Consider the following 13,987-nt stretch of genomic DNA (forward strand, 5'->3'; position numbering starts at 1 on the left):
ATATTTAATTAAAAATTGATTATATCTGGCTTAATTAATTATAGAACTTTCCCATATAAAGGGCATAAAATATATCTTAAAATATTACAATTAGCAAAAATGTATGGAGAATTGAATGTAGTTACTGCATTAGAAGTGCTATTAGAAAAGAAGATTGAGCCAATAATTGATCATATTACAGATTTACTAAATAGCCAGACTCAAACTGTTTGTTCAGTAAAAATTAATCAACCAATACTGTCTGAATATGATCAATTATAGCTAACGCGGAAAGGTTTTTACCATAGTTTTTGTATTTACTCACATATTCACCAGATCTCAATCCTATTAAACATTGCTGGACTAACTTTAAAAACTGTTTACGTAAAATTATTGATCAATGCCTAAGTTTTTCCTAATCTGTGGTAGAAACATTTCCGTGTTAGCTATACATTGCTTTAAAACAATGGAGGTTGCATGAGTAAACAGATAATAACTCCGCAACCGCTAAATAATTTACTCAAGAACCTTTGCTTACCTACTTTTGCATCGTGCTATAAAAATCAGTTGCAGAAAGCTTTGAGCAAGAAAAGAAAACATATATAGATTATCTACAGGAGTTAGCCATACGTGAGTTAGAACATAGACAACAACAACGTATTGCCAGATTGCTGAAGCAAGCAAAACTCTCTCGAGATAAGTTATTAAGCAACTTTGATATTAAGCGTATCCCAGGATTATCGCCAACTAAGATCCAATATCTTGCACAAGGAGAATTTATGGATCGCTATGAAAATATACTTATTTTTGGTAATCCTGGCACTGGCAAAAGTCATCTTAGTATAGGTTTAGCACGTGAGTGGTGTCTTGCTGGTAGACGTGTATTATATACAACAGCAGCTAATTTGGTTCAACAATTACTAGAAGCAAAGCTTAGTTTAAAACTTAAGCAAATTATTAAAAAATTCGATTATTTTGAAATATTGATAATTGATGATATATCATATGTACCATATAATCGTGAAGAAACTGATGTTTTATTTACCTTATTAGCTGAACGTTATGAAATGCGTAGTGTATTAATTACTAGCAATTTAGTTTTTGCAAAATGGAATACTATTTTTAAAGATGAAATGACTACGTCAGCAGTTATTGACAGATTGGTTCACCATTCTTCAATTCTTGAACTCAATACTGAAAGTTATAGAATCGCTACAGCTAAAGGCAAAAAATTAACTATAAAATCGGAGGATAATAATGTAACACTTTAGACAATATTTTTTACTCAAAAATGGGTAATTTTAATATTCGTCATGGGTAATTCTAATGTTCGTTCATCAGGAGTAAGCAATATCCGCATATAGCTAAATCTTGGTATAATAATTGGGATAATTTGATAATTTTCTTGCAATATCCAAAGGAGATTCGTAAGATTATTTACACTACAAATGCGATAGAATCGCTGAATAGCCAATTGAGAAAAGTTACTAAGAATAAACGCATCTTTCCAAATGATGACGCAGTATTTAGTCCGTCCGCCAAAACTCTACAAGCCTTATAGATAATATGGTTTTAAGACAAGAAGTAATACAACAATCCGTAAGAAAATGATAAAATATGGTCATAAACCTTATGGATTTCAGTCAATGCCAATAGACAACATTATCAAATCGCAAGAACAAGGGAAACTGTTTGGTTATAAATTAAAAGAAGAATTAAACCCAAATAATAAGCTATATAAATTAAGAGAATTAATAAATTGGTCTAGGCTCGAAGAGTGGTTATCAAAAAATGTTTGTATTAAGAAATTTGGTAGAAATAGAAAATGTCATAGAGTGATGCTTGGCATAACGATGCTACAAGCAATGTATAATTTTTCAGATTCATTATCAGAGGAAGAGCTAAAAGAGAATATGTATTGGCAGTATTTCTGCGGGTGGGAATATATAGAAAAAGACATAGCTATCTCGGAAACTAGTATACGACGGTTTCGTAGTGTATTAGGTGAAGCTGGATATAATGAGATATTATCGGAGTTGATCAGGGTTGGGATAAAAACTAACACAATTAAAAAAAAAGATTTGGAATTAATCATCGCTGATACGACTGTACAAATTAAGAATATCAAACACCCACACGATGTTTATTTAATGGATAAAGCTAGGCTTAGCATAGTAAAGCTTTGCAACAGTTTGGGTATACATTTGAATGAAACATACGCTAGAACCTATAAACGCGATATAGTAAAGCTATGGAAATATAAAGAACATAGTAAAGCCAAGAAGCGTTGGAAAATAATGAAGCATTTAAAAATATTACTGGGTCGTTTGATTAGAGTATGTGAGCGTGAGATCAAAAATAAGCAATTAAACTTGTCTCTCAAAAATCAAGAAGTATTGCAAAAAATAAAACAAATACATAACCAATCTGTTTTAAAAAGAGAAGCTAAAAAGCAATATAAAGAAGATAACAAAGTATTATATGAGTCTTTTGCAATGATTGTGTAAATTTTTGTTGAGCCTATATTAGAAGTAATTAAAAATATAGGTAACAGAAATGCAAATAGAGAAGAATAAAAAAATAAATGAAGCAATAGATTTGCTGATAGAAGGTGGAGTAGATTTAAAAACAGTACTAAGTCAGAATGGATTAATTAAGGAATTAACCAAGGGTATTTTAGAGCGAGCACTGCATGCTGAGATGTCAGAACATTTAGGTTATAGCAAGTATGATAGAGCTGAAACTGAGAATGCGAGGAATGGTAGTTTTAGTAAGAATCTGATTAGTGAGAATGGTACTATAGAGCTAAATGTTCCAAGAGACAGACAAGGTAAATTTGAACCTATAATAGTCTCAAAGAAACAAACAAGAATAGATGGCTTAGACCAAAAGATAATATCCTTATATGCGAAGGGTATGAGTGTGTCTGATATTAAAACACAATTGCAAGAATTATATGGAGCTGAGATCAGTGAGAGCCTAATCAGCAGGATTACAGATGAAGTAATAGATGAGGTCAAGATTTGGCAGAGTAGACCTCTTGAATCAGTATACCCTATAGTATATTTTGACTGTTTAGTAGTGAAAGTAAGACAAGATAAACTTATTATTAATAAATCAGTATATGTAGCTTTAGGAATAGATTTATCTGGCAGAAAGGATATTTTAGGCTTATGGATAAGTGAGAATGAAGGAGCTAAATTTTGGCTCGGTAATTTTACTGAAATGAAGAATCGAGGAGTAAAAGATATCTTAATTGCTTGTAGTGATAATCTAACTGGTATGTCTGATGCTATTGCATCAGTATATCCGAAAACTGAACATCAAATTTGTATTGTCCATCAGATCAGGAATAGCCTCAAATATGTATCATATAAAGATAGAAAGCAATTAGCAGCGGATTTGAAACTAATCTATACTTCTGCTACTGAAAAAGAAGCAGAATTAGCTCTTGAGTCATTTGATCAAAAATGGAGTAAGCAATATCCGCATATAGCTAAATCTTGGTATAATAATTGGGATAATTTGATAATTTTCTTGCAATATCCAAAGGAGATTCGTAAGATTATTTACACTACAAATGCGATAGAATCGCTGAATAGCCAATTGAGAAAAGTTACTAAGAATAAACGCATCTTTCCAAATGATGACGCAGTATTTAAGGTTTTATATCTGACAATTGATTATATTACCAAAAAATGGTCTATGCCTATCCCCAATTGGAATGAAGCTATGGCTCATTTTATGATCAAATTTGATGGTAGAATTTAATGGTTCACGAAATTTACACAATTGATGAGACAGAGCCTATTATATAGTTTTCATGCCCCTGAAGTAGAGTGTATAGGAAAGGGAAAACGCAACAAGCCATATGAGTTTGGCAATAAAGTAGCGGTAGTAGTAAGTGGTCGTAGAAATTTTGTTTTATCCGCAAAATCGTTTCATAATAATCCTTATGATGGTCATACATTGCATCAGAGCTTTGAAGCAGTAGAGAGTGTCACTGGAATCAAGATAAAGAAATCATTTGTTGATCTTGGGTATAGTGGTAGCAATGTAAAGGAGAAGAGTAAGGTATATACCCCAAAAACGCGGAAGAAGTTGTTACAAGAGGACAAGTCTATGATCAAGAGACGCAGTGCCATAGAACCAATAATAGGTCACTTAAAGCAATATGGTCGGATGGGTAGAAAGTCCGTCCGCCAAAACTCTAAAAGCCTTATGGGCAATAGGGTTTTAAGGCAAAAATGCATAGTAAAATCCATAAGAAAATGAAAGGTTTTATATCAAAAGCTTATGGAAATACAAAAAAATGACAATAAAAAAATGAATGCATTTTGGGAAATAGTGTGGTTTTTAATACAAAAATTTAAAATCAGCCCTCAAAATTAGAGTAATTTGCTCTAAAATCGCACTATTTTTGGAAATTAGTGACACAAGTGATATTTTTTAGAGTTTTGGCGGAGGGACTAGAAACTTCTTGAAAGGTATGATAGGAGATATTATCAATCCAATAATCTCTGCTATTGGTTTGAATTTACGATGCATTGCAAATCATTTACAAATCGTGTCTAGTCTATCCGCCAAAAACACTTCAAATCCTGATCATTTGTAATGGGATAGAGTTTTGACAACAAATTGCTAAGATTTTCAATAAAAATTAATAAGTTATGTTAATTTTTACTGATACATTTCTGTGTTGGTCTAATTTTGATATGGAGCTATTGTTAACGATTTTTTATCGTTCATCTAGTTTTTGCATGATGATATTTTTGATTTATGTGGAGTTAGACACGATTTGTAAATGATTTGCAATGCATCGTAAATTCAAACCAATAGCAGAGATTATTGGATTGATAATATCTCCTATCATACCTTTCAAGAAGTTTCTACCCATCCGACCATATTGCTTTAAGTGACCTATTATTGGTTCTATGGCACTGCGTCTCTTGATCATAGACTTGTCCTCTTGTAACAACTTCTTCCGCGTTTTTGGGGTATATACCTTACTCTTCTCCTTTACATTGCTACCACTATACCCAAGATCAACAAATGATTTCTTTATCTTGATTCCAGTGACACTCTCTACTGCTTCAAAGCTCTGATGCAATGTATGACCATCATAAGGATTATTATGAAACGATTTTGCGGATAAAACAAAATTTCTACGACCACTTACTACTACCGCTACTTTATTGCCAAACTCATATGGCTTGTTGCGTTTTCCCTTTCCTATACACTCTACTTCAGGGGCATGAAAACTATATAATACTTTGTTATCTTCTTTATATTGCTTTTTAGCTTCTCTTTTTAAAACAGATTGGTTATGTATTTGTTTTATTTTTTGCAATACTTCTTGATTTTTGAGAGACAAGTTTAATTGCTTATTTTTGATCTCACGCTCACATACTCTAATCAAACGACCCAGTAATATTTTTAAATGCTTCATTATTTTCCAACGCTTCTTGGCTTTACTATGTTCTTTATATTTCCATAGCTTTACTATATCGCGTTTATAGGTTCTAGCGTATGTTTCATTCAAATGTATACCCAAACTGTTGCAAAGCTTTACTATGCTAAGCCTAGCTTTATCCATTAAATAAACATCGTGTGGGTGTTTGATATTCTTAATTTGTACAGTCGTATCAGCGATGATTAATTCCAAATCTTTTTTTTTAATTGTGTTAGTTTTTATCCCAACCCTGATCAACTCCGATAATATCTCATTATATCCAGCTTCACCTAATACACTACGAAACCGTCGTATACTAGTTTCCGAGATAGCTATGTCTTTTTCTATATATTCCCACCCGCAGAAATACTGCCAATACATATTCTCTTTTAGCTCTTCCTCTGATAATGAATCTGAAAAATTATACATTGCTTGTAGCATCGTTATGCCAAGCATCACTCTATGACATTTTCTATTTCTACCAAATTTCTTAATACAAACATTTTTTGATAACCACTCTTCGAGCCTAGACCAATTTATTAATTCTCTTAATTTATATAGCTTATTATTTGGGTTTAATTCTTCTTTTAATTTATAACCAAACAGTTTCCCTTGTTCTTGCGATTTGATAATGTTGTCTATTGGCATTGACTGAAATCCATAAGGTTTATGACCATATTTTATCATTTTCTTACGGATTGTTGTATTACTTCTTGTCTTAAAACCATATTATCTATAAGGCTTGTAGAGTTTTGGCGGACGGACTGTCTAACTCCACATAAATCAAAAATATCATCATGCAAAAACTAGATGAACGATAAAAAATCGTTAACAATAGCTCCATATCAAAATTAGACCAACACAGAAATGTATCAGTAAAAATTAACATAACTTATTAATTTTTATTGAAAATCTTAGCAATTTGTTGTCAAAACTCTATCCCATTACAAATGATCAGGATTTGAAGTGTTTTTGGCGGATAGACTATTTAGTCCCTCCGCCAAAACTCTAAAAAATATCACTTGTGTCACTAATTTCCAAAAATAGTGCGATTTTAGAGCAAATTACTCTAATTTTGAGGGCTGATTTTAAATTTTTGTATTAAAAACCACACTATTTCCCAAAATGCATTCATTTTTTTATTGTCATTTTTTTGTATTTCCATAAGCTTTTGATATAAAACCTTTCATTTTCTTATGGATTTTACTATGCATTTTTGCCTTAAAACCCTATTGCCTATAAGGCTTTTAGAGTTTTGGCGGACGGACTATTTAAGGTTTTATATCTGACAATTGATTATATTACCAAAAAATGGTCTATGCCTATCCCCAATTGGAATGAAGCTATGGCTCATTTTATGATCAAATTTGATGGTAGAATTTAATGGTTCACGAAATTTACACAATTGATGAGACAGAGCCAAACAAAGCAGTTTAACCTGTTTTGAAACTCGGTCGCTTGCGGCCGAGTTCTTCATATCTTTGTATGACACGTATTTTACAGCATTTCTTACCATATGCACAATACACAACTGCACTATAGTTTTTGGAAAAATGCTATTTATTGCCTCTGGAAAACCCTTAAGACCATCAACACATGCAACATATATTTGTTCAAATCCTCGATTCTTCAGTTCTGTTACTACCTGCATCCAAAATTTAGCACCTTCATTCTTGCCTATCCAAATGCCCAATAGCTCTTTCTTGCCCTCCATATTCACTCCAATAGCTAGATAAACTGCTTTATTTATTATTACATGATTATCTCTTGCCTTAACATGAATACAATCTAAGTACATTATAGGATATACACTATCAAGCCCTCTATTCTGCCACGCAGTAACTTCCTCTAAAATGCCATCAGTTACCTTTGATATTAACTCAGATGATACTTTGGTGGCATATAGTTCTTCTAAGTGCCCTTGTATCCCCCTAATGGTCATACCCCTAGCATATAGGGATATTACTTTGTCATCAAACCCTTCAAATTTACGGACTCCTTTTGGAATTATCATGGGTTCAAATTCTCCGTTACGGTCTCTTGGGACCTCTATGCTCAATTTACGACCTTCAGGATCTAGTAAAGTCTTTTCATAATAACCATTACGTCTGTTATATGAATCTTTTTCATTTTTAGAATGTTTTGCATAACCTATATGAGTTTCCATTTCTTTTTCTAAAATCTTATTTACTATCTGCTTTTTAAATTCTTGAAATATTCCTTCCTGACCAAATATCTCAGATGGATCACTGTGTGATAGTATTTCTGATACTACTTTCTCTATAGTAGGATTTGATATTTTATTCTTATTCTTCATATAAGTCTCCTGTAAGTTGTTTTTATTCATTAATTTTCTTCTTAACTATTTTTACAACTTACACAAACTTTCTGACACCCTCAAAAATTGGAATACATTTCTCCTTATGGAAAGGATTTTGTCAAAACTTCAGTAATATTGCTTAGTCGCTACGCTCCTCGCAATGACGATTTGCTACTGACCTTGTTCCTTATCCTTTAACAACTTAATATCTCTATGTGTAATTATTTTATCGATTATGCCGAATTTTTTTGCTTCTTCAGGTGACATAAAATTATCACGTTCCATGCTTTTTTCAACATGTTTTACATCTTGTCCAGTATGTTTACTATATAAACTATTAAGGATTTTTTTGATTTTCAATGTTTCTTGAGCATGAATTTCTATATCTGTTGCCTGACCTCGATAACCTCCTGATGGTTGGTGGATCATAACACGGCTATGCGGCAGGCTGTATCTCATTCCTTTTTCACCACCACAAAGCAAAAAGGACCCCATAGAACAAGCTTGACCGATACAAAGAGTAGCTACTTTAGGCTTGATATATTGCATCGTGTCATAAATTGCAAGACCCGCAGTTACAACCCCGCCAGGAGAATTTATATACATATATATATCTTTCTCAGGATTTTCTGCTTCAAGGAACAATAATTGAGCAGTAATCAAATTTGCCATATGGTCTTCAATAGGACCACATACAAAGATTATACGTTCTTTTAATAACCTTGAATATATATCATAAGCACGCTCACCCCTAGAGGTTTGTTCAATTACTATCGGTACGTAGGACATTGGATATTTTTCCTTAAAGTTTTTGTTGGAAGGGTATGTGTCATCCCGTGGATAAGCCACGGGATTACACCGAGGAGGTTGACTAACAATCCTACTTCTTACTATCTTCTAAAGCATTAACAAGTATGTCGCCCATATTGGTTGTATTATCGCTAGAGCCATATTCTTTAAGAGCTTTTTGACGCTCTGCTATTTTATGGGCTTTTATTGATAATAAAATTTTATTGGTTGACTTTTCGATAGAAGCAACTTTTGCTTCGACTTCTTGATCTACTGCAAACATTTCAGGTTTTTGTTCTTCTTTTTCATCTGATAAATCCGATTTTTTAATAAACCCTGCTGCTTTATCGTTTACTAATACTTCCAATCCATCGTCTTTGATTGCTGTCACAACAGCTTTAACTACTGTTCCTTTTTTATATTCATCAGCAATTCCTTGATATGGATTAGGAGTTAATTACTTGATACCTAGACTAATTTGTTCTTTTTCAATATTGATTGTTAGCACTTTGCACTCTACTTCATCACCTTTTTTGTATGTTTTGAGTAACTCATTACCATTATCTTCCCAGGTAATATCACCCTCATGAATCATACCGTCTAAATTATCGCTAAGTGCAACAAAGATTCCGAAATCAGTAATGTTTCTAATTGGAGCTTTGATCACTGTTCCAACAGGGTTAGTTTCAGCAAATTTTATTAAAGGATTTTGCTGGCATTGCTTAATACTTAAAGAAACACGATGTTTTTCTGTATCAACTTCTAACACCATAAATTCTACTTCTTGACCTATGGTAAGAGTCTTTCTAGGATTTTGATGAGATTTAAGCCAACTAATTTCACTTGAGTGAACAAGTCCTTCTAAACCATCCTTTAATTCAATAAACACACCATAATCAGCAAAATTTGTGACTTTTCCAGTCATTTTTTTACCGACAGGGAATTCTTCTTTAATTTTTTCCCATGGGTTATAATCAAGTTGTTTCATACCAAGAGATATTCTTTTTGTCTCTTCGTTAAACTTGATAACCATTACTTTAACTTTCTGATTAAATTCTAGCACTTCTGATGGGTGGTTAACTCTACCCCAAGAAATATCAGTTAAGTGTAATAAGCCGTCAACACTACCAAGATCAATGAATGCACCATAATCTGTAATATTCTTTACTGTTCCCTCAAGGATCATTCCTTCTTTGATTTTAGATAGCATCTCGTCTCTAGCTTCAGAACGTGATTCCTCTAATATAGCTCTTCTTGAAACAACTATATTACCAAGCTTTTTATCCATGCTTAGGATCTTAAATGGCTGTCTAATATTCATTATAGAGCTAGGATCTTTGATTGGTCTAACATCAACTTGGCTGCCTGGTAAAAACGCTACAACACCGGATAAATCAACAGTGAAACCACCTTTTACACGACCAAAAATTGTACCATCAACAAACTCACCTTTACTACACATGAGTTCTAACTGACCCCATAATTCTTCTTTTATCGCTTTTTCACGGCTTAAGGTTTTGCCGCTATGTCCTTCAGTTTTTTCAATATAAACATCAACTAAATCACCAATCTCAGGTAATTTATGTGCCGGTGATAATAAAAATTCAGATTTAGGTATTCTACCTTCATTTTTTAATCCAACGTCAACAACCACTACTTCATTAATATCAACTACTTGACCTTTTACTACTGTTCCAGGTTTTATATGACTCGTATCAACAGTTTCAAGCATTTTAGAAAAATCATCTCCAAAGTCATGATTAACTGCTGCAAGTTGTGGAACGAATCTTTGTTTTAATTTTGTTGTCATATTTTTCTCGTAAATATTAGTGGTGCTGAACTAATAGATAATCTTTTTAAAGGGTTAATAAAAAAGATATTTTCCAAATATCACTGTCATCTCGTGGTGGCATTGCCCGCGTGGATCAGTTTTTCCGTCATTGCGCGGAAATTACAAAGTAATTGACGAAGCAATCCAGTAAAAAATGCTATAAGTTAGCATTTTTTACTGGATTGCCACGCTCATTTCATTCGCGTAGCTCAGACGACTCTCGATCCACGCGGGCAATGTTCCCCATGGTCAAGCAACTAGATGACATTTCTATCTATAAGCGAGTTTGGAAAAATATCCTCTAAATAAAATAAACTATAAGCACCAAGTTATTTTATTCTTTCAATATAAATTGCATTATTTGTTCTACAACCGATAAAGGTGAAAGCTTGGAAGTATCAATAATTAAAGCATCCAAAGCCGGTAATAAAGGTGCTACTTCTCGCTCTTTATCTCTTTTATCACGCAGAATTATCTGTTGTAAAATCTCGTCAAGTATACATGCTTTCCCTTTAGCTTGCAACTGTTTATATCGCCTCTCAGCTCTAACCTCAGGGGTTGCGGTTATAAATATTTTAAAATCGGCATTAGGTGCAACTATTGTCCCTATATCTCTGCCCTCCATAAGAATTCGAGGTGTAGTATTAATTAACTTTACTAAATGCTTATTTAGATTATCTCTAACCTCAGCTATTACGGCGATTTGTGAAGCAACGCCTCCTGTATTTTCATCCTCTAAGTCAGACTTATCTGTAATATCTATTTCTTTAGATAAGGAAATTACTTTATTGATATCTGTAATGTCTATTTTTTCTTTAATGCAATTAAAAGCAAGCTGCCTATAAACAATACTTGATTGAACATATTTTAAAGAAAATTTTTCAGCAAGCATAAACCCAATAGTACCTTTACCGGAAGCAGCAGAACCATCAAGTGTAATAACAAAATTTTGAGTAAAGTCTAAAGCTTTAGATTTTAAGTTTGTCATAAAAAATTTGTAGAATAGATAATAAAATACTATAAATAATGTAAATAAAGCTTGAAATCTACTATATTATACAATAAATATAGAACTTAATTATTTACAAGGGTGATTAGCTCAGTCGGTTAGAGCATTACGTTGACATCGTAAAGGTCGGTGGTTCGAATCCACTATCGCCCACCACCTTAAAATCAAGCTTTTCACAGTTTAGCATTTTTAACAAAAAATTTATATGCTCCCTATATTCTCCTTTGAGTTTGCATTATCAGAGCTATAATTTTTTCACAATCTCTCCTATAACTGACATGCAGGAGGGATATTATGCATAATATATTCTCCTCTTTTTCCACCTCTAGTAAGATAAATATTAACAATAGTGATAATAGCTCCGCTATCTACGGAAAGTTCTATAATTAATTAAGCCAGATATAATCAATTTTTAATCTCTCAGGGTTTAATTCCCCGAAGCTCTGCTTCGTGATATCATAAGAAACAACTAAAACTTTTTTAGATACCTCGTAGCTCTGCTGCGAGGAGCATCATTTAAATATAGATATATCATGGCTCATTTAACGATAGATGAAAGATTTAAAATATACGAAATGAATAAGACAGGAGTTTCGCACTTAGCAAAGTTGCGAATCAGTTAAAAGCCATCTGATATTGTTTTGAATTGATGTTTTTATAACTTCCCAAGTTTGTTGATATAAAGTAATGTTTTCATTTATCCTCCTTTTATTCATATCAAGCCAGGCAAATACTGCAAGGCAAATATGATTTCTTTGAGCTCGGCCCGTGCGTGCCTGACAGCGTTCAATACCACAAGTTTGTTTTAATTCTCGATGATAAACCTCTATAGACCAACGTGCCTTAACAATTTTCTCTATTTGCTCACGTGTGGGATTTTCCAAGTTCGTTGTTATGTAATCAATGCGACCATTCTTTGCCACAAACTTAAATACCGTAACCCAACCGTATCCACGTAGGTGAATTTTTAGCCCCTCATCGGGTATCTCTAAACTTTCCAAGCTAACATTATGATTAACTTTTCTATTTTTCCTTAGGGTGGTAACCCATAGCCAGCCTAAATTACGTATATGTTTTAAATTCTCCAACCCGCTATACCAAGCATCCATGACTATGGCATCAGGATTGAGACCTCTTTCTTTAGCTAAAGTAAGCATATCACAAAAATGCTCATTCTTTGTTTTACCATCAGTGTCTTTATCATATATTCTATAATCTACGGGAGTAGATTGAGCAATTTTAGTATTGTAATGTAGTAAGTTTACCATTCCTATACCAGGTATAACATCATGTACAGCTCCAGAATATTGATAACGTACAAGCTCAATCTTCTTACTGTATTGCTTTGATAATAAGGTGTCATCCCCCACTAATAAACACGGTGCTTCCCAATCTATATATTTTGACACTTCCTTATAGATTTCGCTAGGACGAAAATCCTTACTCTTTAACCATCGACTTGCACTATCGTGAGATAGATCTACTGGACTCACTTCAGATAATGCCTTGCTAGTATATCTGACACTACTTGCTTGTAAAAATGATTTATATAAGTCCTTGCTACATTTTGTTCTTGTCATTTTTATCTAAAACTATTTTTCTCTAGATTAACATACTTTTTGCTAAGTGCGAAACTCCTGTAAGAGTGGTTATAGCTCGCGATATATAGGGACAAAGATTGGCCGTGATAAAAGCACTATATGTTATGAACTCAAGAGAATGAGGCATAATTATAGACCAGATAGGGCTAACACACTTGCTTGCAGTTTAAGGCAAGGTAAGAGAAAAAGAAAATTAGATATTGATAATAATTTACGAGCAGAAATAATAAAGCAGTTAACACAGGGTATTTCACCAGATATAATTTCAGGTAGACGTAAACTATCACGAGATACTGTCAATATTTCTACAGAGAGTATATACCAGTTTATTTATACATCTCCTATAGCACAAAGGCAAAAATTATATTTATCTTTAGCAAGAAAAAGGAAAAATAGGTTGCATCATGGTACAAGAATCAGAAACAAAAGAATTACAATACCAAATCGAGTTTCCATTACTGAAAGACCAGAGATAAATAGAAAGATAGCAGCAATAGGTCATTTAGAAGGTGATTTAACTTTTAACAAAGGTAATCAAAGTCGTAATATAGGCGCTCTTGTGGATATCAGAACACAAAAAGTGTTTCTCACTTTAAACCGTTCAAAAAGAACACAAGATGTGATTGGTAACATGAATAAAAAACTTAAACAATTGTCGCATATAATCAAAAGCATAACGTTAGATAATGGCAAAGAATTTACCAATCATGAACAACTATTGCCAAAATCTGAACGAAAAGTATATTTTTGCAATCCTTATTCTCCATGGCAAAAACCATTGATAGAGAAGATTAACTCAATGGTGCACAGAGTATACTCTAAATCTTTAGATATAAAAAAATTAACAATAAAGCAATTACAAGAAATTGAGGATTGGAAAGTTCTATAATTAATTAAGCCAGATATAATCAATTTTTAATCTCTCAGGGTTTAATTCCCCGAAGCTCTGCTTCGTGATATCATAAGAAACAACTAAAACTTTTTTAGATACCTCGTAGCTCTGCTG

General features: G+C 32.9%; 11 protein-coding genes, 1 tRNA gene and 5 pseudogenes. 11 read left to right on the top strand and 6 right to left on the bottom strand.

Translation table 11 applies throughout. The features are described from left to right. The first annotated feature begins 15 nt into the window (after nucleotides 1-15). From AAHI98_RS01945 to AAHI98_RS01980, 8 genes and pseudogenes are all read left to right on the top strand, one after another. A complete protein-coding gene (locus AAHI98_RS01945) occupies nucleotides 16-261 on the top strand; it encodes a hypothetical protein (protein WP_342224880.1) in 246 nt (81 codons plus the stop codon). A 195-nt stretch (nucleotides 262-456) separates the two neighbouring features. Continuing rightward, nucleotides 457-585, top strand: coding sequence for a hypothetical protein (locus AAHI98_RS01950; RefSeq protein ID WP_342224881.1), 129 nt, complete (start codon nucleotides 457-459; stop codon nucleotides 583-585). Between the two features lie 20 nt (nucleotides 586-605). Continuing rightward, nucleotides 606-1,250 carry an IS21-like element helper ATPase IstB gene (gene istB, locus AAHI98_RS01955; protein ID WP_342224968.1) on the top strand — a complete coding sequence of 215 codons (645 nt, stop codon included), beginning with the start codon at nucleotides 606-608 and terminating at the stop codon, nucleotides 1,248-1,250. 74 nt (nucleotides 1,251-1,324) lie between these two features. Next, a pseudogene (locus AAHI98_RS01960) lies at nucleotides 1,325-1,504 on the top strand (transposase); the annotation flags it as partial. 82 nt (nucleotides 1,505-1,586) lie between these two features. Beyond that, nucleotides 1,587-2,486: a transposase gene (locus tag AAHI98_RS01965; RefSeq protein WP_342224882.1), complete on the top strand. Its 900-nt coding sequence runs from the start codon at nucleotides 1,587-1,589 to the stop codon at nucleotides 2,484-2,486. Nucleotides 2,487-2,535: 49 nt separating this feature from the next. Next, nucleotides 2,536-3,750: an IS256 family transposase gene (locus AAHI98_RS01970; protein WP_342224662.1), complete on the top strand. Its 1,215-nt coding sequence runs from the start codon at nucleotides 2,536-2,538 to the stop codon at nucleotides 3,748-3,750. Nucleotides 3,751-3,774: 24 nt separating this feature from the next. Next, nucleotides 3,775-4,254 carry a transposase gene (locus tag AAHI98_RS01975; RefSeq protein WP_342224883.1) on the top strand — a complete coding sequence of 160 codons (480 nt, stop codon included), beginning with the start codon at nucleotides 3,775-3,777 and terminating at the stop codon, nucleotides 4,252-4,254. 214 nt (nucleotides 4,255-4,468) lie between these two features. Then, entirely contained in the window at nucleotides 4,469-4,594 is a 126-nt protein-coding gene (locus tag AAHI98_RS01980; protein ID WP_342224884.1) for a hypothetical protein, read from the top strand. A gap of 162 nt (nucleotides 4,595-4,756) precedes the next feature. Here the strand turns inward: AAHI98_RS01980 and AAHI98_RS01985 are convergent, their stop codons facing one another. Next, nucleotides 4,757-6,118, bottom strand: coding sequence for an IS5 family transposase (locus tag AAHI98_RS01985; RefSeq protein ID WP_342224717.1), 1,362 nt, complete (start codon nucleotides 6,116-6,118; stop codon nucleotides 4,757-4,759). Nucleotides 6,119-6,692: 574 nt separating this feature from the next. Here AAHI98_RS01985 and AAHI98_RS18415 point away from each other — a divergent pair. Continuing rightward, a pseudogene (locus tag AAHI98_RS18415) lies at nucleotides 6,693-6,815 on the top strand (IS256 family transposase); the annotation flags it as partial. A gap of 90 nt (nucleotides 6,816-6,905) precedes the next feature. Here the strand turns inward: AAHI98_RS18415 and AAHI98_RS01990 are convergent. The 4 genes and pseudogenes from AAHI98_RS01990 to cmk form a co-directional block, all read right to left on the bottom strand. Beyond that, nucleotides 6,906-7,778, bottom strand: a pseudogene (locus AAHI98_RS01990) (IS256 family transposase); the annotation flags it as partial. A 144-nt stretch (nucleotides 7,779-7,922) separates the two neighbouring features. Continuing rightward, nucleotides 7,923-8,540: an ATP-dependent Clp endopeptidase proteolytic subunit ClpP gene (gene clpP, locus AAHI98_RS01995; protein ID WP_041804794.1), complete on the bottom strand. Its 618-nt coding sequence runs from the start codon at nucleotides 8,538-8,540 to the stop codon at nucleotides 7,923-7,925. 91 nt (nucleotides 8,541-8,631) lie between these two features. Next, nucleotides 8,632-10,350 (bottom strand): annotated as a pseudogene (locus tag AAHI98_RS02000) (30S ribosomal protein S1). Nucleotides 10,351-10,705: 355 nt separating this feature from the next. Continuing rightward, nucleotides 10,706-11,359 carry a (d)CMP kinase gene (cmk, locus tag AAHI98_RS02005; RefSeq protein WP_342224886.1) on the bottom strand — a complete coding sequence of 218 codons (654 nt, stop codon included), beginning with the start codon at nucleotides 11,357-11,359 and terminating at the stop codon, nucleotides 10,706-10,708. Between the two features lie 100 nt (nucleotides 11,360-11,459). Between cmk and AAHI98_RS02010 the strand changes: the two genes are divergently transcribed. Then, a tRNA-Val gene (locus AAHI98_RS02010) sits at nucleotides 11,460-11,536 on the top strand. Nucleotides 11,537-11,979: 443 nt separating this feature from the next. On the opposite strand, the gene AAHI98_RS02015 is transcribed toward AAHI98_RS02010, so the two are convergent. Beyond that, nucleotides 11,980-12,960, bottom strand: a complete 981-nt coding sequence (locus AAHI98_RS02015; protein WP_342224887.1) for an IS701 family transposase — start codon at nucleotides 12,958-12,960, stop codon at nucleotides 11,980-11,982. Nucleotides 12,961-13,006: 46 nt separating this feature from the next. Between AAHI98_RS02015 and AAHI98_RS02020 the strand changes: the two are divergent. After that, a pseudogene (locus AAHI98_RS02020) lies at nucleotides 13,007-13,858 on the top strand (IS30 family transposase); the annotation flags it as partial. Nucleotides 13,859-13,987 lie beyond the last annotated feature (129 nt).

Source organism: Rickettsia endosymbiont of Urophora cardui (assembly GCF_964030725.1).
GTDB lineage: Bacteria > Pseudomonadota > Alphaproteobacteria > Rickettsiales > Rickettsiaceae > Rickettsia.